This window comes from Pseudomonas sp. N40(2020), assembly GCF_014472415.1.
Taxonomy (GTDB): domain Bacteria; phylum Pseudomonadota; class Gammaproteobacteria; order Pseudomonadales; family Pseudomonadaceae; genus Aquipseudomonas.
Map to the genome: position 1 here is coordinate 65,153 of NZ_JACSZV010000024.1, position 21,498 is coordinate 86,650.

The 21,498-nt window shown below is 59.6% G+C and carries 18 protein-coding genes, 2 tRNA genes and 1 pseudogene; 16 read left to right on the forward strand and 5 right to left on the reverse strand.

Features of this window, described 5'->3' with window-relative positions:
- Positions 1-50 precede the first annotated feature (50 nt).
- The 6 genes from IAI51_RS16715 (at position 51) to pdeM (ending at position 6,728) form a co-directional block, all read left to right on the forward strand.
- The gene (locus IAI51_RS16715) at positions 51-779 is read left to right on the forward strand and encodes an ABC transporter permease (protein ID WP_187679480.1); all 729 of its coding nucleotides are present in this window, start codon (positions 51-53) and stop codon (positions 777-779) included.
- On the forward strand, positions 776-1,486 hold the full coding sequence (locus IAI51_RS16720) for an ABC transporter permease (RefSeq protein ID WP_187679481.1): 711 nt from the start codon (positions 776-778) through the stop codon (positions 1,484-1,486). Before IAI51_RS16715 ends, IAI51_RS16720 begins: the two co-directional genes overlap by 4 nt.
- A 10-nt stretch (positions 1,487-1,496) precedes the next feature.
- Entirely contained in the window at positions 1,497-2,615 is a 1,119-nt protein-coding gene (locus tag IAI51_RS16725; RefSeq protein ID WP_187679482.1) for a succinylglutamate desuccinylase/aspartoacylase family protein, read from the forward strand.
- Positions 2,616-2,628: 13 nt separating this feature from the next.
- Entirely contained in the window at positions 2,629-3,393 is a 765-nt protein-coding gene (locus IAI51_RS16730) for an ABC transporter ATP-binding protein (protein WP_187679483.1), read from the forward strand.
- Positions 3,394-3,585: 192 nt separating this feature from the next.
- On the forward strand, positions 3,586-6,075 hold the full coding sequence (locus tag IAI51_RS16735; protein ID WP_187679484.1) for a ligase-associated DNA damage response DEXH box helicase: 2,490 nt from the start codon (positions 3,586-3,588) through the stop codon (positions 6,073-6,075).
- A complete protein-coding gene (gene pdeM / locus IAI51_RS16740; RefSeq protein ID WP_187679485.1) occupies positions 6,072-6,728 on the forward strand; it encodes a ligase-associated DNA damage response endonuclease PdeM in 657 nt (218 codons plus the stop codon). The genes IAI51_RS16735 and pdeM overlap by 4 nt, the downstream gene beginning before the upstream one ends.
- Positions 6,729-6,774: 46 nt before the next feature.
- Here pdeM and IAI51_RS16745 read toward each other — a convergent pair whose 3' ends face one another.
- Both IAI51_RS16745 and dcd read right to left on the reverse strand, forming a co-directional pair.
- Positions 6,775-6,984, reverse strand: coding sequence for a hypothetical protein (locus tag IAI51_RS16745; protein WP_042557949.1), 210 nt, complete (start codon positions 6,982-6,984; stop codon positions 6,775-6,777).
- A 107-nt stretch (positions 6,985-7,091) separates the two neighbouring features.
- Positions 7,092-7,658 carry a dCTP deaminase gene (gene dcd, locus IAI51_RS16750; protein WP_007904652.1) on the reverse strand — a complete coding sequence of 189 codons (567 nt, stop codon included), beginning with the start codon at positions 7,656-7,658 and terminating at the stop codon, positions 7,092-7,094.
- A 353-nt stretch (positions 7,659-8,011) separates the two neighbouring features.
- Between dcd and IAI51_RS16755 the strand changes: the two genes are divergently transcribed.
- A complete protein-coding gene (locus IAI51_RS16755) occupies positions 8,012-8,221 on the forward strand; it encodes a cold-shock protein (protein WP_002554837.1) in 210 nt (69 codons plus the stop codon).
- 126 nt (positions 8,222-8,347) lie between these two features.
- On the opposite strand, the gene IAI51_RS16760 is transcribed toward IAI51_RS16755, so the two are convergent.
- The gene (locus tag IAI51_RS16760) at positions 8,348-9,355 is read right to left on the reverse strand and encodes a DUF481 domain-containing protein (RefSeq protein ID WP_187679486.1); all 1,008 of its coding nucleotides are present in this window, start codon (positions 9,353-9,355) and stop codon (positions 8,348-8,350) included.
- A gap of 163 nt (positions 9,356-9,518) precedes the next feature.
- On the opposite strand from IAI51_RS16760, the gene IAI51_RS16765 reads away from it, so the two are divergent.
- From IAI51_RS16765 to IAI51_RS16780, 4 genes are all read left to right on the forward strand, one after another.
- Complete coding sequence (locus IAI51_RS16765) at positions 9,519-9,872, forward strand: MGMT family protein (RefSeq protein ID WP_187679487.1); 354 nt, start codon at positions 9,519-9,521, stop codon at positions 9,870-9,872.
- A gap of 43 nt (positions 9,873-9,915) precedes the next feature.
- Positions 9,916-11,475, forward strand: a complete 1,560-nt coding sequence (locus IAI51_RS16770) for an AmpG family muropeptide MFS transporter (RefSeq protein ID WP_187679488.1) — start codon at positions 9,916-9,918, stop codon at positions 11,473-11,475.
- A 129-nt stretch (positions 11,476-11,604) separates the two neighbouring features.
- A complete protein-coding gene (locus tag IAI51_RS16775) occupies positions 11,605-13,320 on the forward strand; it encodes a proline--tRNA ligase (RefSeq protein ID WP_187679489.1) in 1,716 nt (571 codons plus the stop codon).
- A gap of 17 nt (positions 13,321-13,337) precedes the next feature.
- The gene (locus IAI51_RS16780) at positions 13,338-14,291 is read left to right on the forward strand and encodes a hypothetical protein (protein ID WP_187679490.1); all 954 of its coding nucleotides are present in this window, start codon (positions 13,338-13,340) and stop codon (positions 14,289-14,291) included.
- Between the two features lie 48 nt (positions 14,292-14,339).
- Here IAI51_RS16780 and dinB read toward each other — a convergent pair whose 3' ends face one another.
- Positions 14,340-15,401 (reverse strand): DNA polymerase IV, encoded by a 1,062-nt coding sequence (dinB, locus tag IAI51_RS16785; protein ID WP_187679491.1) that lies wholly within the window; start codon positions 15,399-15,401, stop codon positions 14,340-14,342.
- A 281-nt stretch (positions 15,402-15,682) separates the two neighbouring features.
- Here dinB and IAI51_RS16790 point away from each other — a divergent pair.
- The 5 genes from IAI51_RS16790 (at position 15,683) to IAI51_RS16810 (ending at position 21,134) form a co-directional block, all read left to right on the forward strand.
- Positions 15,683-15,759 (forward strand) — tRNA-Met (locus IAI51_RS16790).
- A gap of 221 nt (positions 15,760-15,980) precedes the next feature.
- Positions 15,981-16,057, forward strand: a tRNA-Met gene (locus tag IAI51_RS16795).
- Between the two features lie 279 nt (positions 16,058-16,336).
- Positions 16,337-18,976, forward strand: coding sequence for a bifunctional lysylphosphatidylglycerol flippase/synthetase MprF (gene mprF, locus IAI51_RS16800; protein WP_187679492.1), 2,640 nt, complete (start codon positions 16,337-16,339; stop codon positions 18,974-18,976).
- The gene (locus tag IAI51_RS16805; RefSeq protein ID WP_187679493.1) at positions 18,976-20,271 is read left to right on the forward strand and encodes a virulence factor family protein; all 1,296 of its coding nucleotides are present in this window, start codon (positions 18,976-18,978) and stop codon (positions 20,269-20,271) included. Before mprF ends, IAI51_RS16805 begins: the two co-directional genes overlap by 1 nt.
- A gap of 551 nt (positions 20,272-20,822) precedes the next feature.
- Positions 20,823-21,134 (forward strand): DUF3077 domain-containing protein, encoded by a 312-nt coding sequence (locus tag IAI51_RS16810; protein WP_187679494.1) that lies wholly within the window; start codon positions 20,823-20,825, stop codon positions 21,132-21,134.
- Between the two features lie 75 nt (positions 21,135-21,209).
- On the opposite strand, the pseudogene IAI51_RS28070 reads toward IAI51_RS16810, so the two are convergent.
- Positions 21,210-21,497: pseudogene (locus IAI51_RS28070) on the reverse strand (type II toxin-antitoxin system RelE family toxin).
- Position 21,498 lies beyond the last annotated feature (1 nt).

Consider the following 21,498-nt stretch of genomic DNA (forward strand, 5'->3'; position numbering starts at 1 on the left):
GGCGCCCATCCTCGATGGGCGCCTTTTCCATCCGCTCAGGTTGCTGATTTATGTTCGAAAACCTCCTGCAAAATCTGGGGCTATCCGCCTTCAGCCTCAAGGGTTTCGGCCCGTTGCTGCTGGAAGGCACCTGGATGACCATCAAATTATCGGCGTTGTCGCTGCTGGTGGCCGTGTTGCTCGGCCTGCTCGGCGCCAGTGCCAAGCTGTCAAAAGTCAAAATGGTGCGCCTGCCTGCCCAGGTCTACACCACGTTGATTCGCGGGGTGCCGGATCTGGTGCTGATGCTGTTGATCTTCTACAGCCTGCAAACCTGGCTGACCTCGCTCACCGATTACATGGAATGGGAATACATCGAGATCGACCCGTTCAGCGCCGGGGTGCTGACCCTGGGCTTCATTTATGGCGCGTACTTCACCGAAACTTTCCGTGGCGCGATCCTCTCGGTGCCGCGCGGTCAGGTTGAAGCCGCTACGGCATATGGCCTCAAACGCGGCCAGCGCTTTCGCTTCGTGGTGTTCCCGCAAATGATGCGCTTCGCCCTGCCAGGCATCGGCAACAACTGGATGGTGATGCTCAAGGCCACCGCGCTGGTGTCGATCATCGGTCTGGCCGACCTGGTCAAAGCCGCGCAAGACGCCGGTAAAAGCACCTATCAACTGTTTTACTTCCTGGTTCTCGCCGCGTTGATCTATCTGCTGATCACCAGTGCCTCGAACATCATCCTGCGCTGGCTCGAACGCCGCTACGCCGCCGGTGCCCGGGAGGCCGTACGATGATCGAACTCTTGCAGGAATACTGGAAAGCCTTCCTTTATACCGACGGCAATAACATCACCGGGCTGGCGATGACGATGTGGCTGCTCAGCGCCTCGATCTTCATTGGCTTCCTCGTGTCGATACCGTTGTCGATTGCCCGTGTGTCGTCGCACTTTTACGTGCGCTGGCCGGTGCAGTTCTACACCTACCTGTTCCGCGGTACGCCGCTGTATATCCAACTGCTGATTTGCTACACCGGCATCTACAGCCTCGCCGCCGTGCGCGCGCAGCCGATTCTCGACAGTTTCTTTCGCGATGCGATGAACTGCACGATCCTCGCCTTTGCCCTGAACACCTGTGCCTACACCACGGAGATTTTCGCCGGGGCGATCCGCAGCATGAACCACGGCGAAGTCGAAGCGGCCAAGGCTTACGGTCTGACGGGCTGGAAGCTGTATGCCTACGTGATCATGCCTTCGGCCTTACGCCGTTCGTTGCCTTACTACAGCAACGAAGTGATCCTGATGCTGCACTCGACCACCGTGGCCTTCACCGCGACCATCCCCGACATCCTGAAAGTCGCCCGGGACGCCAACTCGGCGACCTTCCTGACCTTTCAATCGTTCGGCATTGCCGCGCTGATCTACCTGGCCATTACCTTTGCGCTGGTCGGCCTGTTCCGCCTCGCCGAACGCCGATGGCTGGCCTTCCTCGGGCCGACTCACTAGGAACCTTGTAATGCGACACCAGATCCATGACCTGCTGGCCCCACTGCCAGGGACCGCACGACAGATCCACAGCTTCCACTTCGGCCCGCAGCAGGCCAAAGGCAAGATCTACATCCAGTCGTCACTGCACGCCGACGAATTGCCCGGCATGCTCGTCGCCTGGCACCTCAAGCAGCGCTTGGCGGAGCTGGAAGCCGCCGGGCGCCTGCGCAGCGAAATCGTGCTGGTGCCGGTGGCCAACCCGGTCGGCCTCGAGCAAGTGCTGATGGACGTGCCGCTGGGCCGCTACGAACTGGAGAGCGGGCAGAACTTCAACCGCTGGTTTGTCGATCTGAGCGAAGAAATCGGCAACGACATCGAGGGCAAGCTCGGCGATGACCCGCAGGGTAATCTCGAACTTATACGCGTCAGCCTGCGCAACGCCCTCGCCCGTCAGACCGCCAGCACGCAACTGCAATCCCAGCGCCTGACCCTGCAACGGCTGGCCTGCGACGCGGACATGGTGCTGGACCTGCATTGCGATTTCGAATCGGTGGTTCACCTCTACACCACGCCCGAAGCGTGGCCGCAGGTCGAGCCGCTGGCGCGTTACATCGAGTCGCAGGCCAGTCTGTTGGCCACCGATTCCGGCGGGCAGTCGTTCGATGAATGTTTCACGCTGCTGTGGTGGCAACTCAAGGAGCGTTTCGGCGAACACTTCGAGATTCCGCTGGGCAGTTTCTCGGTGACCGTCGAGTTGCGCGGCCAGGGCGATGTCAATCACCCGATGGCCAGCCGCGACTGTCAGGCATTGATCGATTATCTGATCCAGTTCGATGCGATCGTCGGCGAGACCCGACCACAGCCGCCATTGGCCTTCCCTGCCACGCCGCTGGCCGGGGTGGAACCGGTGACCACGCCGGTCGGCGGCTTACTGGTCTACACCGCCACGGCGGGGCAATACCTGGAGGCCGGGCAACAGGTTGCCGAAATCATCGATCCGATCAACAACCGGGTCACGCCTGTTCATTGCACCACGGCCGGCCTGATGTATGCCCGCTCGCTGCGGCGCATGGCCACCGCCGGCATGGTGATCGCCCAAGTCGCGGGCGCCGAAGCCTATCGCAGCGGCTACCTACTTTCGCCTTGAGGATGTCTGTCCCATGTACAAACTGACCGTTGAAGGCCTGCACAAAAGCTATGGCGACCATCAGGTGCTCAAAGGCGTTTCGCTCAAGGCCAAGACCGGCGACGTGATCAGCCTGATCGGCGCCAGCGGCTCGGGCAAAAGCACCTTTTTGCGCTGCATCAACTTTCTCGAACAACCCAACGACGGCGCCATGAGCCTGGATGGCCAAACGATCCGCATGGTCACCGACCGCCACGGCATGCACGTCGCCGACCCGGACGAACTGCAACGCCTGCGCACGCGACTGGCGATGGTGTTCCAGCATTTCAACCTGTGGAGCCACATGACCGTGCTGGAAAACATCACCATGGCCCCGCGCCGGGTGCTGGGTTGCAGCAAACAGGAAGCCGAGGATCGCGCTCGGCGCTATCTGGACAAGGTCGGTCTGCCGGCCCGCGTGGCGGATCAGTACCCGGCGTTTCTCTCCGGCGGTCAGCAGCAACGCGTGGCGATTGCCCGGGCGCTGGCGATGGAGCCGGAAGTCATGCTGTTCGATGAACCGACGTCGGCGCTGGACCCGGAGTTGGTGGGTGAAGTGTTGCGCGTGATTCAGGGCCTGGCCGAGGAAGGCCGGACGATGATCATGGTGACTCACGAAATGAGCTTCGCGCGCAAAGTCTCCAGCCAGGTGTTGTTTCTGCACCAAGGGCTGGTCGAAGAGGAAGGCGCGCCTGAAGAGGTACTCGGCAATCCGAAGAGCGAACGCCTGCGGCAGTTCCTCAGCGGCAACCTCAAGTAACCTGCACACATAAAACCTGTGGGGCCGAGCCTGCTCGCGAAAGCGGTCGGTCAGTCAACGATGATGTTGAATGTGACAACGTCTTCGCGAGCAGGCTCGCTCCCACAAGGATATTCATCTACTGACGAAATTAAACTTGTTAGCGGGCACTGCGGTCATTGGAAGAACACCTCTAGAGCGCGCGCAGCAGGCATGGCGAAATCCCCCGACCTCGCAAAAACCTGGTTCAGCGCTCGCGGCTGGAAGCCGTTCGCTTTTCAGAAACAGGTATGGGCCGCCGTCAAAAATGGCGAGTCTGGATTGCTGCACGCCAGCACCGGCGCCGGTAAAACCTATGCGGTGTGGTTTGCCGCACTCAATCGTTTCGCCAAATCAGCGCCAATCGTAGAAACATCGCGTAAACGCAAACCGCCGGCCGAACCACTGACTGTGTTGTGGATCACGCCCATGCGCGCCCTCGCCGCCGACACCGCGCGCGCCTTGCAAACCCCTGTCGATGATTTGCAGATCCCGTGGAGCATCGGCCTGCGCACCGGTGACACCAACAGCAGCGAACGCGCGCGCCAGAGTCGACGCCTGCCAACTGCGCTGATCACCACCCCGGAAAGCCTGACCCTGCTGCTCGCTCGCGCCGATGCGCACGCAGCGCTGTCGACCCTGCGCATGATCGTAGTGGACGAATGGCACGAATTGCTTGGCAACAAACGCGGTGTGCAACTGCAACTGGCCCTCGCCCGTCTGCGCCATTGGCAACCCGACCTGATCGTCTGGGGCGTATCCGCCACGCTCGGTAATCAATCCCACGCCGAACAGGTGCTGATCCCACAAGGCGGAGGCATTAGCGTTCAGGGCCAGAGCGAAAAATCCTTGAAGGTCGACACCCTGCTCCCACCGACCATCGAACGTTTTCCATGGGCCGGACACATCGGTCTGAAGATGCTGCCGCAGGTGGTCACCGAACTCGATGCCTGCGCCAGTAGCCTGGTGTTCACCAACACCCGGGCGCAGTCGGAAATCTGGTATCAGGCGTTGCTTGAGGCGCGCCCGGACTGGGCCGGGCTGATCGCCTTGCACCACAGTTCGCTGTCCCGTGACACCCGCGATTGGGTCGAACAGGCATTGAAGGACGGTCAGCTTAAAGCCGTCGTGTGTACGTCGAGTCTCGACCTAGGGGTGGATTTCCTGCCGGTGGAGCGCGTGCTGCAAATCGGTTCGGCCAAAGGTGTCGCGCGCCTGATGCAGCGCGCCGGACGTTCGGGGCATGCGCCCGGGCGCACCTCGCGGGTGACGTTGGTGCCGACTCACAGCCTCGAGTTGATCGAAGCGGCTGCCGCTAAAGACGCCGTGGCGCAACGGCGCATCGAACCGCGCCTGTCGCCACACAAACCGCTGGATGTGCTGGTGCAACATCTGGTCAGCATGGCGCTGGGCGGCGGATTCTTACCCGATGAGCTGTACGAAGAGGTCCGCGGTGCTTGGGCTTATCGTGACCTGACACCTGAGGATTGGGCCTGGGCGCTGGCTTTCGTACGCCATGGCGGAATGTCTCTGACAGCCTATCCGGATTACCGCCGGGTCGAACCGGACGAGCACGGCGTCTGGCGCGTGCCCGATGCGCGCCTGGCCAGGCGCCACCGCATGAGCATCGGCACCATCGTCAGCGATGCAAGCATCCAGTTGAAATTCTGGAGCAAGGGCGGTGGTGGCAAACAGTTGGGCAGTGTCGAGGAAGGTTTTATCGCGCGGCTTAAACCGGGGGATGGTTTTCTCTTCGCCGGACGTTTGCTGGAGTTGGTGCGCGTGGAAAACATGACGGCCTACGTCAAACGCAGCACCGCTAAAAAAGCCGCCGTACCGCGCTGGAATGGCGGGCGCATGCCGCTCTCCAACGAGTTGGCCGAGGCGGTGGTGGCGCGCTTTACCGCCGCCGCGCGGGGTGAGTTCGTTGGGCCGGAAATGCAGGCGTTGCGGCCATTGCTGGAAACGCAGGCCCGCTGGTCTGGCCTGCCCACCACCGACAGCCTACTGGCCGAGGTGCTGAAATCCCGCGAAGGCTGGCACCTTTTCCTTTATCCGTTTGCCGGGCGTCAGGTGCATTTGGGGCTGGCCAGCCTGCTCGCGTGGCGGGTCAGTCAGCGTCAACCGGTGACATTTTCGATCGCGGTCAACGATTACGGTCTGGAGCTGCTCAGCGCGACGCCGGTGGACTGGTCGCAACAACTCGATACCGAACTGCTCAGCCCCGATCATCTGTTGCGGGACGTCCTGGCCAGTCTCAACGCCGGCGAGCTGGCCCTGCGACGCTTTAGGGAAATTGCCCGGATTGCCGGACTGGTGTTCGCCGGTTACCCCGGCGCGCCGAAAAGTACCCGGCAAGTGCAGGCCTCCAGCGGCTTGTTCTTTGAAGTGTTCAAACAATATGACGCCGACAACCTGCTGCTGGCGCAGGCCGGGGAAGAAGTCCTACGCGAAGAACTGGATATTCGGCGCCTGGAACAGACACTGGCGCACATCAATCAGATGACACTAGAGGTACATCAGATCAAACGTCCTACACCCTTGGGGTTTCCGCTACTGGTGGAACGCATGCGCGAGAGCATGAGTTCGGAAAAACTTGCTGACCGGATAAGACGGATGGTCGGTGATCTGGAGAAATCTGCAGACAAGGGCAAGCGCACATGAACGCGCCCTACCCGGTGCGTCTGGCTGGCGAGGAACTCTGGCTGCTGCCGGAGAAAGCCCTGTATTGGCCGGAACAGCAGGCGCTGCTGATCGCCGACGTGCATTTCGGCAAGGCGGCCGCCTATCGCAGCCTCGGGCAACCCGTCCCGCAAGGCACGACGGCGAGCAATGTCGCGGTGATTGATCGGCTGCTGGCGAAACTGCCCTGCCGACAACTGATATTTCTAGGCGACTTCCTGCATGGGCCTGGCTCGCATGCAGCGGGCACTTTAAGCGCGCTGGCTGAATGGCGGTCACGCCACGCTGATCTGCCGATGACGCTGATTCGCGGCAATCACGACAAACGCGCAGGCGACCCACCGGCGTCGCTGAACATCCGCGTGGTGCCGGAACCGCTGCTGCTCGGGCCGTTCGCCTTGCAGCATGAACCCGATCCCCATCCCGAAAGGCACGTGCTGGCCGGGCATGTGCACCCGGTTTATCGGCTGCATGGCAAGGGGCGACAGAGTTTGCGCCTCGCATGCTTCAGGCTGGGTGAACGCATCAGTGTGATGCCGGCATTCGGCGCCTTCACCGGCGGCTATCCGGTCGAGCGCGACGAGTCCTGTAGGATCTTTGTCATTGGTGACAACGAAATATGGCCAGTCAGTTGAAGTCTTGCCGGACTTCAACTGACTGGCCATTCATTTCCCATCGGGATCAGGCAACTGGCGCCGGTGGTGGCTCGTCGGGAAGGGTCGGCTCGCCCGGCTCGGTCGGTTGTTCATTGGGGGTATCGGGATCAGGCTGGCCAGGAATTCCGCCGGCCATGCTGATGGGCGGGTGTGCCAACAAGGACCAGGCTAAAACGCCAATCTGATTGGGTTCAAGCCTTGCCAGTTCGGCACTGATATGCGGATCGATCTTCATAGGGCACTCCTCGGCGAAGGCCCGTTTCAGCAGACGCAAAAACGGGCAGTACACCCCATAGAGTGTCTGCCCGCCAAAGAATTCCCGACAATTGCCGGATGAACCAATCAGGTACGCGGCAGAGTTACGCCACGCTGGCCCTGGTACTTGCCGCCGCGATCCTTGTAGGAAACTTCACATTCCTCGTCGGATTCGAGGAACAGCATCTGCGCCACGCCTTCGTTGGCGTAGATTTTCGCCGGCAGGTTGGTGGTGTTGGAGAACTCCAGAGTCACGTGACCTTCCCACTCAGGCTCAAGCGGAGTGACGTTAACGATGATGCCGCAACGCGCGTAGGTGCTTTTACCCAGGCAGATGGTCAGTACATTGCGCGGAATACGGAAATATTCGACGGTACTGGCCAGGGCGAAGGAGTTCGGCGGAATGATGCACACGTCGCTATGGATGTCGACGAAGCTGCCGGCGTCGAAGTTTTTCGGGTCGACAATGGCCGAATTGATGTTGGTGAACACCTTGAAGTGGTTGGTGCAACGCACGTCGTAGCCGTAGCTCGACACACCGTAGGAGATCACCCGGCTGTCGTCGCTGCCGCGCACCTGGCGCTCGACGAACGGTTCGATCATGCCGTGTTCCTGCGCCATGCGGCGAATCCACTTGTCCGATTTGATGCTCATGGCGGGTGTCCTGAATAGCGAGGTGGAAAAATTCTGTCCGGCATCTTACCGGTCGCGCCGCCGGGTTCAAAGTGCGCGCTGCAATTCTCGCCGAACACCCATGAAATACGGACTTTGGCGACGAACCGTCACACCGCCGATCCCGAAAACAGAGAAACCTTCGCAAGAAGCATTGGCACTTCTCGGAAAAAGGGTTAAGGTGGCGTCACTGTGTTGCTTGTGTCACTGAGAATCTCTACACGATATGTTGAATTTCGATCCAACCATCTACAAGAATTTTTCCTGCTCTTTGCACTCAGTCTCGGCCAGGGTTCTTCCTGAGTCGCAGTTATCTTTGTTCAAGGAGTTACACCATGTCTAATCGCCAAACCGGTACCGTTAAGTGGTTCAACGATGAAAAAGGCTTCGGCTTCATCACCCCACAATCCGGTGACGATCTGTTCGTTCACTTCAAAGCTATCCAATCCGACGGCTTCAAAAGCCTGAAAGAAGGCCAACAGGTTTCTTTCATCGCTACCCGCGGTCAGAAAGGCATGCAAGCTGAAGAAGTACAAGTTATCTAACTTGTAGCTTCTTTAGAAAAGAGCCCCGCCCTCAAAGCGGGGCTTTTTTGTGGGCGTCTGTTTTTAAGGCGCTAAAAAAAACGCAGCCTGATCAGGCTGCGTTTTTTATTGAAGCCGCTACCGGCCTTACCAGGCCACGCCAAACCCTGCGGTGTAACGGGTTTTGTTCAAATCGGCATCGTTGGTGCCGCTGATGATGTCCCGCTCGGCTTTCAGATTCAGCGACGCCCAGTCGGTGACCTTGTAGCGCAGGCCCAATTCAGCATCCAGCGCGTAGTCCGCCACACCGGACAATGGCTTGCCGACTTCGCCATTGGTGAAGAACTCGACCTTCTTGCCGATCAGGTAGCGGTTGTAGTCCCACTTCATCGCAACGGAATAGAAGTTGTCCTTGCTGCCATCTTTGTATTCATAGTCGGTACGGTTCAACAGCGAGCCGAGCGAGAACGCACCCAATTCGTCATCCCAAAACTGGTAACCCGGACCTGTACCGACGACTCGCTGACGGGCCAACTCTTCAACGTGGTCGCGCTTGTAATTCAGGCGCCCTTGCCAGAACCACTTATCCGTCAGGAAGCGGTCGAGTGCGTACTCGGCGCGCCAGTTGTCGGTGGTAGTCACTTCATCCTGCACTTCGCGGTTGTATTCGCCCTCGGCGGTGTGCCGCCAGCGACCGTGGCGCGCCGTAGTCTTGAAGCCGACGTCGTAATCGTCGGTGTCTTTTTCTGCGCGCTGATAATCCAGCGCCAGATCGACATTACCCTTCCACACCAGATCCTCGACCACCGGTTTCGGCTTGAGGATTTGCTGGATGCTCGCCAGCTCTACGGTTTTCGGCGCTTCACCGTTGGCCAGCGTGACCTTGCCGTCATCGGCAGCGGTCAACGATTTGGCTTTCTCGCCATTATAGGCATCCTGCTTGACCAGCAATTCCTGGTCACTTTCCAGGGTCTTGACCTCTTTCCAGTCGATCGAGACAGCGCCGGCGTACTGGGTCTGAACCAACAGTTTGCCGCCATCGAACACGGTAATTTTGCCGCTCAACTTGTCACCGTTCTTCAACCAGACGGTGTCGGCAAGCAGGGGCGTGGACGCACTGAAAACAGCAAGGCACAGCAAGGTTCTGGAAAACATAAGCGAGTCGGGGGCTCAAGTTTGCGAAAAAGAACGGCATTATCCGTAGGAATAAGACCATGACAAGGACTGACCGGACTATTTCTATTGAGTTCATTTCTCAATTGACCGATGAGGGATTACGCTTAAGCCATCCATCCGCTCCTGTTCAGGAACCGCGTACGTGACAGACCCGAACCACGATGGCGAGAGCGAAGCGCAAATCCGACGCACGGCGCTCTACTCGACCCTCGCTCAAGTGCCCGAAGGCAAGGTCGTCAGCTATGGTCAATTGGCTGACCTTGCCGGGTTGGGACGCGCTGCCCGCTGGGTCGGGCGGACCTTGAGTCAATTGCCCGGCGACACCAAACTGCCCTGGCACCGTGTATTGGGCGCCGGCGGGCGAATCAGCCTGCCGGTGGGCAGTCCATCGGGTGATGAACAACGGGCGCGTTTGCGCATGGAAGGCATCACCGTCCTGAACAATCGTGTGGATATTCAGCGCCATGGCTGGCGTCCGGTAGAGCACAGCGGTTAGAGTGCGCGCTTTGTTTTCGCAATCTTGAGGCAGACTTCAGCCCATGCCCCGTAAAACCTGGCGCGCCGCGCTCGCCGCCTATGCCAGTCCTTCGACGCTCGTGCTGTTGTTGCTCGGTTTCGCCGCCGGCCTGCCGTACATGCTGGTGTTTTCAACGCTTTCGGTCTGGCTGCGTGAAGCAGGTGTGGCCCGTGAAACCATCGGCTACGCCAGCCTCATCGGCCTGGCTTACGCGTTCAAATGGGTCTGGTCACCGCTGCTCGATCAATGGCGCTTGCCGTTGCTGGGCAAGCTCGGCCGTCGCCGCTCGTGGCTGGTGCTCTCGCAAGCACTGGTGATTCTCGGCTTGATCGGTATGGGTTTCTGCGATCCGCAGAAGCACCTGTCCTGGCTGATCGCCATCGCCGTCGTCGTTGCGTTCGCCTCCGCCACCCAAGACATCGCGGTAGACGCCTATCGCCTGGAAATCGCCGACGACAGCCGCCAGGCCGCACTCGCCGCCAGTTACATGTCCGGCTACCGCATCGCCGCGCTGCTCGCCACCGCTGGCGCGTTGTTTTTCGCCGAAGGTTTCGGCTCTACCGGTTTCAACTATCAACACTCAGCCTGGGCCGGCACTTACGCGCTGTTCGGCGCACTGATGATTCCTGCGCTGCTCACTACCCTGCTGATGCGCGAGCCGCCTGTGCCGTTGCGCACCCAATTGCAAGCGGGCCGCTATACCTTCATGCATCAATTGATGTCGGTATTCGTACTGATCGTGCTGCTGGTGTCCGTGCCGGCGATGTTCACCCAGCTCTACAACACCGATTTCGCCAGCGTGTTGTTCGAAGGCGTCAGCCCGCTCGACCTGCTGCTGGAAGACCGCGCCTTCCTGCGCGCCATTCTTTATACCTTGCTCACCTGGATGTGCCTGTCGGCCATGGGTCGCCGCGGGCTGGCGCCGGTCCTGACGCCGGTCAACGACTTCATCCTGCGCTACCGCTGGCAGGCGCTATTGCTGCTCGGGCTGATCGCCACCTATCGGATGTCGGACACGGTCATGGGCGTGATGGCCAACGTGTTCTACATCGACCAGGGGTTCACCAAGGACCAGATTGCCAGCGTCAGCAAGATCTTCGGCCTGATCATGACCCTCGTCGGTGCGGGCATGGGCGGGCTGCTGATCGTGCGCTTCGGCATCCTGCCGATCCTGTTTATTGGCGGCGTGACATCGGCGGGCACTAACCTGCTGTTTCTGATGCTGGCTGACATGGGGCCGAACCTGAAGATGCTGGTGGTGACCATTTCCCTCGACAACTTCAGCTCGGGACTGGCGACTTCGGCGTTCGTTGCCTACCTGTCGAGCCTGACCAACCTTAAGTTCTCCGCGACCCAGTACGCCCTGCTCAGCTCGATCATGCTCCTGCTGCCGCGCCTGATCGGCGGCTATTCCGGGGTGATGGTGGAGAAGTTCGGTTACCACAACTTCTTCCTGATCACCGCCATGCTCGGTGTGCCGACGCTATTGCTGATCGCCCTGCACTGGCTCCAGGAAAGCCGCCGCGAAGGCCCTACACCAACGCCTGAGCCTGTGCCGACGCCGCTTGTGGAAGAATCGTAAGACGTTTCGCCAAGGGCGGGAAGAATCCCGCCCTTGTGTCCCTCCGCCGGCCGCACTTCTGTACGTCAGCAAAACTCGCCGGTACACTGCTCCGTCATTTCCAGTCATAGCAACCGACAACGGCCAACCATGCGCACCAGTCAATTTTTGCTCGCCACACAGAAAGAAACGCCTTCCGACGCGGTCGTAATCAGCCACCAGCTGATGCTGCGCGCCGGCATGATCCGCAAACTCGCCTCAGGTCTTTACACCTGGCTGCCCATGGGCCTGCGAGTGATGCGCAAGGTTGAAGCCATCGTTCGTGAAGAAATGAACGCTGCCGGCTCTCTGGAAGTGTTGATGCCGAGCACCCAACCGGCCGAGCTGTGGCAGGAATCGGGACGCTGGGAAGAATACGGCCCTGAGCTGCTGCGCATCAAAGACCGCCACGGTCGCGACTTCTGCGCAGGCCCGACCCACGAAGAAGTGATCACCGATCTGATGCGCAACGAGTTGAGCAGCTACAAACAGCTGCCCATCAACCTGTACCAGATCCAGACCAAATTCCGTGACGAAATCCGCCCACGCTTCGGTTTGATGCGCGGCCGCGAATTCATCATGAAGGACGCGTACTCGTTCCACGCCGATCAGGCTTCGCTGCAGGTCACCTACGACCGCATGCATCAGGCGTACTGCAACGTGTTCACCCGTATGGGCCTGAAATTCCGCCCGGTTGAAGCCGACAACGGCTCTATCGGCGGCGCCGGTTCCCACGAATTCCACGTACTGGCCGAGTCCGGCGAAGACGATATCGCCTTCAGCAACGGCTCCGACTACGCAGCGAACATCGAAAAGGCCGAAGCTGTGCCACGGGAAACTTCCCGCCCAGCACCGGCCGAAGAGCTGCGTCTGGTCGACACTCCGGACACCAAGACCATCGCCGCGCTGGTGGAAAAATTCAGTCTGCCGATTGAAAAGACCATCAAGACCCTGATCGTGCACGCGGAAGAAGAAGGCAAGCTGATTGCCCTGATCATCCGTGGCGACCACGAACTGAACGAAATCAAGGCAGCCCAGCAACCAGGCGTGGCCAGCCCGCTGGTCATGGCGTCCGATGCCGAACTGCGTGACGCCATTGGCGCCGGCGCTGGTTCCCTCGGGCCGCTCAACCTGCCGCTGCCAATCATCATCGACCGCTCGGTCGAACTGATGAGCGACTTCGGCATCGGCGCGAACATCGACGACAAGCACTACTTCGGCGTGAACTGGGAGCGCGATCTGCCGGTTCCGACCGTGGCTGACCTGCGCAACGTGGTTGCCGGCGACCCAAGCCCGGACGGCAAAGGCACGCTGGAAATCAAACGTGGCATCGAAGTCGGGCACATCTTCCAGCTGGGCAACAAGTACAGCAAGGCGATGAAGTGCGAAGTGCTGGGCGAAAACGGCAAGCCAGTGACCCTGGAAATGGGCTGCTACGGCATTGGCGTGTCCCGCGTGGTGGCTGCCGCGATCGAGCAGAACAACGATGCGAACGGCATCATCTGGAGCGACACCCTGGCGCCGTTCCAGATTGCTCTGGTACCACTGCGTTACGAAACCGAGCAGGTTCGCGAAGCCACCGACAAACTGTACGCAGAACTGACTGCGGCCGGTTTCGAAGTGCTGCTGGATGATCGCGACAAGAAAACCAGCCCGGGCATCAAGTTCGCGGACATGGAGCTGATCGGCATTCCACACCGGATCGTGGTCAGCGACCGTGGCCTCGCCGAAGGCAACCTGGAATACAAGAGCCGTACCGAAGGCGAGGCGCAAGCGCTGCCGGTGGCTGACGTATTGTCCTTCCTTCAGGCTCGTATCCGCCGCTGAAACCAGATAGAGACGTCATGTTCAAGCGAAACACCTTGGGCCTCGGAGGCACCGCCCTGTGCGGTGCCCTGCTGGTCAGCGGCTGTGCCAATCACATGTCACAGCGCAGCGAGCACGAAGAGCGTGTCGAGCGAAAGTTGCTCGATCACACTTTGCAGATCGATGTCGGTGAGCCCAAGGAACTTGAGCTCCCGCAGCGACGCGTGAAGATCAACGAGCAGAAGACATTCGAAGTCACCGAATTCGAAGTCACCCGCCGTTACGACCGCTACACGCCTTACCAACCCTGGCGGGAAGTCTACGAGATTCCGCTGGGCGCGGTGGCGGTGGTCGGTGGCGTCGGCGCGAACGTGGTTAACGTCTTTGCGCTCGGCAATTTGCCGGACAGCGTGACCAAGGACTGGCTGAGCTACGGTTTTGCCGGGCTCAATCCGTTCATGAACGTGCAGTCCAACGGTCGTGCGCAACAGAATCTGGCCGGCATCGATGAAATCCAGCGCGACAAGCGCACGGAGTATTCGAGCCTGCCGTGGAGCGAGCGACCGGTGCAAGTCAAGGCCGGCAAGCAGACATTCGACATGACCACCGACCGTAACGGCGTGCTGCGTCTTAACCTGCTCGACAGCCCGTTTGCCGAAAATGATCTCAATCATGTCGGCAAATTGCAGATCAGTGTCGAAGACGCCAAGGATGAAGTTCAATCTGACTCAACCCTGATGATCAGCAGCCACCTGCGGGGCAAGTTGCTGGAAGCTCACGGGCTGATTTACGACGATCTGGAAGACGACGAAGTGAGCCAATGGGTACACCGGGTCAAACGCCTGTCGGAATTGGGTCTGGAAGAAGAAGCCAGCGAGCTGGAACAAAGCCTGATCGAACTGACGCGTAACGATCCAGAGTTGCAGGCTGAGTTTCTCAAGTCGCTGACCAAGGATGCGGGGCGGTTGGTGGCGGATCCGGGACCGAATTAAGCTCTGTTAAAAGATCGTCCTGTCGGACGATCTTTTGCTTTTAAGGGTTCAACGCTCAAACAACTCCATCTGCTCAAACCCGCCACGCAAATCCTCCAGCCTCACCCCAACCCCAAGCAATCGCACCGGTTTACCTCCGCGATTGAACGCCTGCGTCAGCATCAACTGATAACTGCCCAGATCCCGACCTGCCCCGGCCTGCTCCAATGTGGTCTGGGTAAAATCGTGGAATTTCACTTTGACGAACGGCTTACCCGGCCGATAGCTGCTGTCGATCCGCGCCATGCGGGTTTTCAGGGTTTCCAGCAGCTCCGGCAATTTGTCCAGGCAACTGCGCAGGTCCGGCAGATCGACATCGTAGGTATTTTCCACACTGATCGACTGACGGCGACTGTCGTTGTGCACCAGCCGATCATCGATCCCACGCGCCAGACTCCAGAGGCGCTCGCCAAAACTACCGAATTCACGCACCAGCGCCAGCTTGTCCCACTCACGTAACTGCATGCAGTCGACGATACCGAGCTTGCCCAACTTGTCCGCGGTGACCTTGCCGACGCCGTGCAGCTTGTTCACCGGCAAACCGCTGACGAAATCCTCGACTTGATCCGGTGTGATCACGAACAAGCCGTTGGGCTTTTTCCAGTCGCTGGCGATCTTCGCCAGAAACTTGTTCGGCGCCACGCCAGCAGAAACCGTGATGTGCAACTGATTGGAGACCCGGCGACGAATATCCTGGGCAATGCGCGTGGCACTGCCGCCAAAATGCGCGCTGTCCGACACGTCCAGATAGGCCTCATCCAGCGACAGCGGCTCGATCAGGTCGGTGTAATCAGCAAAGATCGTGTGAATTTCCTTTGAGGCTTCGCGATAGGCATCCATACGCGGTTTGACAATGGTCAGATCCGGGCACAACTTCAAAGCATGCCCGGATGCCATTGCCGAGCGCACGCCATAGGCACGCGCCTCGTAATTACAGGTGGCGATCACCCCACGCCGATCCGCCGAACCACCCACCGCCAACGGCTTGCCGGCCAGACGCAGGTCATCGCGCATCTCGATGGCGGCGTAGAAACAGTCACAGTCGATGTGGATGATTTTTCGCTGAGTCATGTCAGAAAAGGAAACGTGGCGAGCCGGATCGGCAGTATCTCACTGACACCTGTATATAGCACCAGTGGTGCTGAATGTTCTTTTATGACTGTAGGAATCGTCCTGTGAATTTATTTTCTCAATCGAAAAGCGACCTTCAATAGAGCTGAAAGCCTTGCCCCACCTGCCCTGCGGCTTCTTTCAAGTACCGACAAAGAGCGCTAACCGATTGAACCTCAACAGTTTTATCCGGATTGAAGGTTGACAGCCCAGCGATCCTCTGTAGAATGCCGACACACAGACGCGGGATGGAGCAGTCTGGTAGCTCGTCGGGCTCATAACCCGAAGGTCGTCGGTTCAAATCCGGCTCCCGCAACCAAACATCAAAAAAGGCTACTCGAAAGAGTGGCCTTTTTTGTGCGCGCTTGTTTTTCAGGTTCAGACCTCTTCACCCAGAGAATAGCCAAACAGGAACTCGTTTCATTTCCGAAACTTAACGCGTTACCTGCGACCGTTTGACGCGATTCCACACTTATTTGACCCTTTACGGGATTAGCGGTTGACACCTCGCCGTTCGCCTGTAGAATGCCGCCACACAGACGCGGGATGGAGCAGTCTGGTAGCTCGTCGGGCTCATAACCCGAAGGTCGTCGGTTCAAATCCGGCTCCCGCAACCAAACATCAAAAAAGGCTACTCGAAAGAGTGGCCTTTTTTGTATCTGTGGAAAAAGTCCTTTCGCAACAATGATCTGTCACTGTGCAGTGAATCGTCCAGGATCTTCAGAACCGCCGTGTTGCGACTATGCTTCGAGTCGCGGGCAAGAGGTCTGCAATCCATGACTGCCCTCGCCGATACCTGGTGAGAGGCGTAGTATTTTGTGATTATTTTTTTCTACAGGGATTGGTAACTTGGCTGGATACCTCCATCCTGTCGCGCACAATCCAAGAGGTGATTGATGCGCGCCAACTCGTCTGATCCACAAGACACCGTCACAGCGAAGCAACCGATCAAACCCGAGCGCCTGCGCTTGCTGGATCGGTTAAGCAAATACCGTCAACCGATCGGTCTGGCGGTCACTCTGCTGTTGTTTGCCATTGCCCTGATTGCCTGTCGCCACTTGCTCGCCGAACTCGATCTCGATGCTTTGCACGACTCGATTCTCGACGTACCGAAACCCGCCCTGCTCGGCGCATTCGGCGCGACCGTGGTCGGCTTCATTATTCTGCTCGGCTATGAATGGTCGGCCAGCCGCTATGCTGGCGTGACATTGCCACCGCGCACGCTGGCCCTCGGCGGCTTCACGGCGTTTGCGATTGGCAACGCGATCGGTCTGTCACTGCTGTCCGGCGGTTCGGTGCGCTACCGTTTATATGCACGACTGGGTCTGGGAGCGTCGGAAGTCGCGCACATGACCTTATTCGCCAGCCTGTCGCTGGGCTGTGCCCTGCCGCCACTGGCTGCTCTAGCGACGTTGAGCGACCTGCCCGCTGCATCTCAGGCACTCGGCCTCTCGGAAGGCTTGCTCGGCACTGTTGCCGTTACCGTGCTGCTGCTCGGCGCCATCCTGATGATAGGCATCTATCGCCGTCGCCTGCCGGAACAACCCTACCCCGATAACCTGCTGGTCAAGGCCGGACGCCGCACCCTGCGCCTGCCGGGTCGACGCCTGACCTTCCTGCAACTGGTGATCACCGCCCTCGATGTCGCGGCGGCCGCCACCGTGCTTTATCTGTTGCTGCCAGAAGCCCCGCCCTTCGGCGCGTTTTTGCTGGTGTACCTGCTGGCGCTGGCCGCTGGCGTACTCAGCCATGTACCGGGTGGCGTTGGCGTGTTCGAAGCGATCCTGCTCGCCGCATTCGCCGACAAGCTCGGCGCTGCGCCACTGGCCGCTGCATTGCTGCTGTATCGCCTGATCTATGTCGTGCTGCCGCTGCTGGTGGCTTGCGTACTGCTGCTGATCAACGAAGGCCAGCGCCTGTTTCAGACCCAGACCATGCGCGCGGCGTCCGGTCTGGCTGCGCCGATTCTGGCGGTACTGGTGTTCCTGTCCGGTGTGGTGCTGCTGTTTTCCGGTGCTACTCCTGAAATCGATACGCGTCTGGAGCACATCGGCTTTCTGATCCCACATCGCTTGGTCGACGCCTCGCACTTCGGCGCCAGCCTGATCGGCGTGCTCTGCCTGATGCTGGCGCAGGGCCTGCGCCGTCGCTTGTCGGCCGCGTGGATGCTGACCACCATTCTGCTGCTGGTTGGCGCCCTGCTCTCCCTGCTCAAGGGTTTCGACTGGGAAGAAGCCTGTTTGATGACCCTCACTGCCGCGCTGCTGGGGGTATTCCGTCGCTCGTTCTATCGTCCGAGCCGTCTGACTGAGTTGCCGTTTTCGCCGCTGTATCTGGTGGCCAGCCTGTGCGTGCTCGGTGCTTCGGCCTGGCTGCTGCTGTTCGCCTATCAAGACGTGCCGTACAGCCATCAATTGTGGTGGCAGTTCACCCTCGACGCTGATGCCCCGCGCGGCCTGCGCTCGCTGCTCGGCGCCGCCGTGCTGTTGCTGGTGATTGCCCTGACCTGGCTGCTGCGCACTGCGCGCCCGGTCATTCATTTGCCGACCCCGGACGAACTCGACCGCGCGGCGAAGATCCTGATGGCGTCGTCGCAACCCGACGGCGGTCTCGCGCTGACCGGTGACAAGGCGTTGCTGTTTCACCAGAACGACGAAGCGTTCCTGATGTACGCCCGCCGTGGCCGCAGTCTGGTGGCGCTGTACGACCCGATAGGCCCCGGCCAGCAACGCGCCGAGATGATCTGGCAGTTCCGCGACCTGTGCGATATCCATCACGCTCGCCCTGTGTTCTATCAAGTACGCGCGGAGAACCTGCCGTACTACATGGACATCGGCCTGACCGCGATCAAACTCGGCGAGGAAGCCCGGGTCGATCTGCATCGCTTTGACCTGGAAGCCAAGGGCAAGGAGATGAAGGATCTGCGTTACACCTGGAACCGTGGCACCCGTGACGGCCTGTCGCTGGAAATTCACGAGCCGGGTCAGGCGCCGATGGATGAGCTCAAGGTGATTTCCGATGCCTGGCTGACCGGCAAGAACGTGCGCGAGAAAGGCTTCTCCCTCGGCCGCTTCAGCGACAATTACTTGAAGCATTTCCGCATTGCGGTGATTCGCTTCGAGGGGCGCCCGGTGGCGTTCGCCAACCTGCTCGAGACCTACAGCCATGATCTGGCCAGTCTCGACCTGATGCGCGCACACCCGGACGCCCCCAAACTGACCATGGAATTCATGATGGTCGGCCTGATTCAACACTATAAGAGTCACGGATACGCGCGCTTCAGCCTGGGCATGGTGCCGTTGTCGGGGTTGCAACCCCGGCGTGGTGCACCGCTGACCCAACGTCTGGGCTCGATGGTTTTCCGCCGTGGTGAGCAGCTGTACAACTTCCAAGGCTTGCGCCGCTTCAAAGACAAGTTCCAGCCTGACTGGGAACCCCGTTATATGGCCGTGCCCGCCGGACTCGATCCGCTGGTGGCGCTGGCCGACACTGCTGCCCTGATCGCGGGCGGCTTGACTGGATTGGTGAAACGCTGATGATTCAACGCTCCCTGAAGTACATCCTGGCCGCACTGATCGTGCTGGCCGTGATTGCCGGCGGCGGTTTCTGGTACCTCAAACGCCCGGCACCGGAACCGACCATCGAACAGCTGACTCCGGCCGATGGCCCGGCCATGACCCGTGTGATTCCCGGCACCAAGCCGAAGTCTCAGGTGCTGGTAGCCGTCAATGACGATCAGAAGCTCAGTGAAAAGCAACTGACCACCCTGAGCCGCAGCGCCTCGGCGCAAATCGTTCAGGTAATTCTGCCCAAGGACTGCCTGCTGCAAAGCCGCGCTCTGCAAACCGGTCTGCGCGAACTGAACGGCCCGGCCACGCTGGTCAGCGGTATCGGCCCCGGCGCGGTGCTGGCCTGGCGCTGGTTGGCCGAGCAAAAGGACGACAAGGCCCAAGCGATTTCCGTGGACCTGGCACTGGAAAAAGGTGGCTGCACGCACCTGCTGCCTAAATCCGCCACCCACGGTCACTGGCTGGCGGCATGGAACGACAACCCGGACGACGCCAGCGCAGGTTTCGTGCGTGATCAACCGAACGCCGAAACCAGCATCAGCGACTACGATATCAACCTGCCGCAAGTGCTGAACAACGAGCTGCGCAAGATCCTCGTCGGCGGTGACAAGGCCAACGGCGGTCTGGCGATACCGGTGGTTGAAGTACCTGCCGGTCAGGCCAAGGACACCGTGACCCTGTTCCTTTCCGGTGACGGTGGCTGGCGTGACCTCGACCGCGACGTAGCGGGTGAAATGGCCAAGATCGGCTACCCGGTCGTCGGCATCGACACCCTGCGCTACTACTGGCAGCACAAGAGCCCGGAGCAAAGCGCCCTGGACCTGACCGAACTGATGCAACACTACCGGCAGAAATGGGGCACCAAGCGCTTCATCCTCACCGGTTACTCGTTCGGTGCCGACGTTCTGCCAGCGATCTACAACCGCCTGCCGGACACCGAGCAGCAACGCGTCGACGCCATCATCTTGCTAGCCTTCGCCCGCACCGGCAGCTTCGAAATCGAAGTCGAAGGCTGGCTCGGCAACGCCGGCAAAGAAGCCGCCACCGGCCCGGAAATGGCCAAGCTGCCACCGGCCAAGGTCGTGTGCATCTACGGCGAAGAAGAAACCGATGAGAGCGGCTGCACCGACAAGACTGCGGTGGGTGAGGCGGTGAAACTGCCTGGCGGTCATCACTTCGACGAGAACTACCCGGCACTGGCCAAGCGCTTGGTGGATCTGATCGAGAAGCGTCAGGCGGCGAGTCAGGTGGCTGAAGAGTGATCTGAAGCGCACCCACAAAAAGCCCCCGCCATCTCACGATGTCGGGGGCTTTTTACATTCAGATAATCACCCCATTCCCCTGTAGGAGTGAGCCTGCTCGCGATAGCGGAGTATCAGTCACTGATTTGCAAGCTGACACTCTGCTATCGCGAGCAGGCTCACTCCTACAGGGAATTGCGTGTCAGGCGTTTAGTTTCGTTTACTTCTCGTCTCGCAATATCGGATGACGCCGACAGACCTTGTAGGCAAACTCCGAATCGCGTGTTGCGGCGCCTTGCTGCCCTGTTGTGCTGTTTTTTGACGGGATACTCTCCAGACGTCGCTGACCCATTCAGCGATCGGGCTTGGTAACCCGGTGGAATAAGGCGCAACAGCGCACCCGACACGACTCAGGCGTTATCCCGTCCGAGCCCCTGTGTTATGGCAGCTGTGTGTGGGACGCTTTCGAGCGTGCCGGTTTCCTTGGTTCCCCGGTTTACCAACCTGCGCACAGCTGCCACCCATTCGCTTGGTATCGGATGCGGCAGCTCTCGAAATCAAGGGAATTGAACATGAGCAATCAATCTGATCTGAAAACAATCGGCTTCACCCCCTTCCTCTACAACTCCGATCAAGCGTATTTCAACGTTCGCTCCGGCATCCCGATCATCGATGCCTTGTCCCAATCCTCCGATCTGCTGTACCTCGCCAAATCCTTCGCCGAGGATGCCGCCTACACCAAAGACACCGACCGCCACGCCTGGGCCGCGCATTATCTGACAGTGATGGGCAAAGCCTTGATTGATGACGTGATACAAGCACTGATCCCACGACCTGCGCGGACGAAGACCGAGTCTGAAGAAGATTTCCCTGAAAGCCTGTAAAGGCAACCGAGACAAAAAAGCCCCCGCAGCCTTTAAGGCTACGGGGGCGCTTGATCTTGCTCAATCCTCACTTGATTACAAGCGGCGCTCTGCGGCGTCGTAGACTTCTTCGTCACGTCGAGCACCGACTGCAACGATCAACACCTGAATGGCTATACCATCGACGCGGTAGACGATTCGTGTGTCCCCCGTTCGAATCCTTCTACAACCCGCAAGGCTGGCTCGAAGGGGTTTACCACTCTAATCCGGCTCGCCGTTGATGATCCGTTCCTCGATAACATCAAGTATCCGGTTGGCAGCCGCCGATCCCAGTTGATCCAGATCTCCTTGGACCTCCGGATGATAAATTACTCCCCAAACCATC

Excerpts from the sequence above, each read along its gene's own strand:
- IAI51_RS16735 (WP_187679484.1), top strand. The coding sequence starts at position 3,586 with ATGGCGAAATCCCCCGACCTCGCAAAAACCTGGTTCAGCGCTCGCGGC.
- IAI51_RS16725 (WP_187679482.1), top strand. The coding sequence starts at position 1,497 with ATGCGACACCAGATCCATGACCTGCTGGCCCCACTGCCAGGGACCGCA.
- IAI51_RS16760 (WP_187679486.1), bottom strand. The coding sequence starts at position 9,355 with ATGTTTTCCAGAACCTTGCTGTGCCTTGCTGTTTTCAGTGCGTCCACG.
- IAI51_RS16715 (WP_187679480.1), top strand. The coding sequence starts at position 51 with ATGTTCGAAAACCTCCTGCAAAATCTGGGGCTATCCGCCTTCAGCCTC.
- IAI51_RS16730 (WP_187679483.1), top strand. The coding sequence starts at position 2,629 with ATGTACAAACTGACCGTTGAAGGCCTGCACAAAAGCTATGGCGACCAT.
- IAI51_RS16720 (WP_187679481.1), top strand. The coding sequence starts at position 776 with ATGATCGAACTCTTGCAGGAATACTGGAAAGCCTTCCTTTATACCGAC.
- IAI51_RS16810 (WP_187679494.1), top strand. The coding sequence starts at position 20,823 with ATGAGCAATCAATCTGATCTGAAAACAATCGGCTTCACCCCCTTCCTC.
- IAI51_RS16745 (WP_042557949.1), bottom strand. The coding sequence starts at position 6,984 with ATGAAGATCGATCCGCATATCAGTGCCGAACTGGCAAGGCTTGAACCC.
- IAI51_RS16770 (WP_187679488.1), top strand. The coding sequence starts at position 9,916 with ATGCCCCGTAAAACCTGGCGCGCCGCGCTCGCCGCCTATGCCAGTCCT.
- IAI51_RS16755 (WP_002554837.1), top strand. The coding sequence starts at position 8,012 with ATGTCTAATCGCCAAACCGGTACCGTTAAGTGGTTCAACGATGAAAAA.
- IAI51_RS16775 (WP_187679489.1), top strand. The coding sequence starts at position 11,605 with ATGCGCACCAGTCAATTTTTGCTCGCCACACAGAAAGAAACGCCTTCC.
- IAI51_RS16805 (WP_187679493.1), top strand. The coding sequence starts at position 18,976 with ATGATTCAACGCTCCCTGAAGTACATCCTGGCCGCACTGATCGTGCTG.
- dinB (WP_187679491.1), bottom strand. The coding sequence starts at position 15,401 with ATGACTCAGCGAAAAATCATCCACATCGACTGTGACTGTTTCTACGCC.
- dcd (WP_007904652.1), bottom strand. The coding sequence starts at position 7,658 with ATGAGCATCAAATCGGACAAGTGGATTCGCCGCATGGCGCAGGAACAC.
- mprF (WP_187679492.1), top strand. The coding sequence starts at position 16,337 with ATGCGCGCCAACTCGTCTGATCCACAAGACACCGTCACAGCGAAGCAA.
- pdeM (WP_187679485.1), top strand. The coding sequence starts at position 6,072 with ATGAACGCGCCCTACCCGGTGCGTCTGGCTGGCGAGGAACTCTGGCTG.
- IAI51_RS16780 (WP_187679490.1), top strand. The coding sequence starts at position 13,338 with ATGTTCAAGCGAAACACCTTGGGCCTCGGAGGCACCGCCCTGTGCGGT.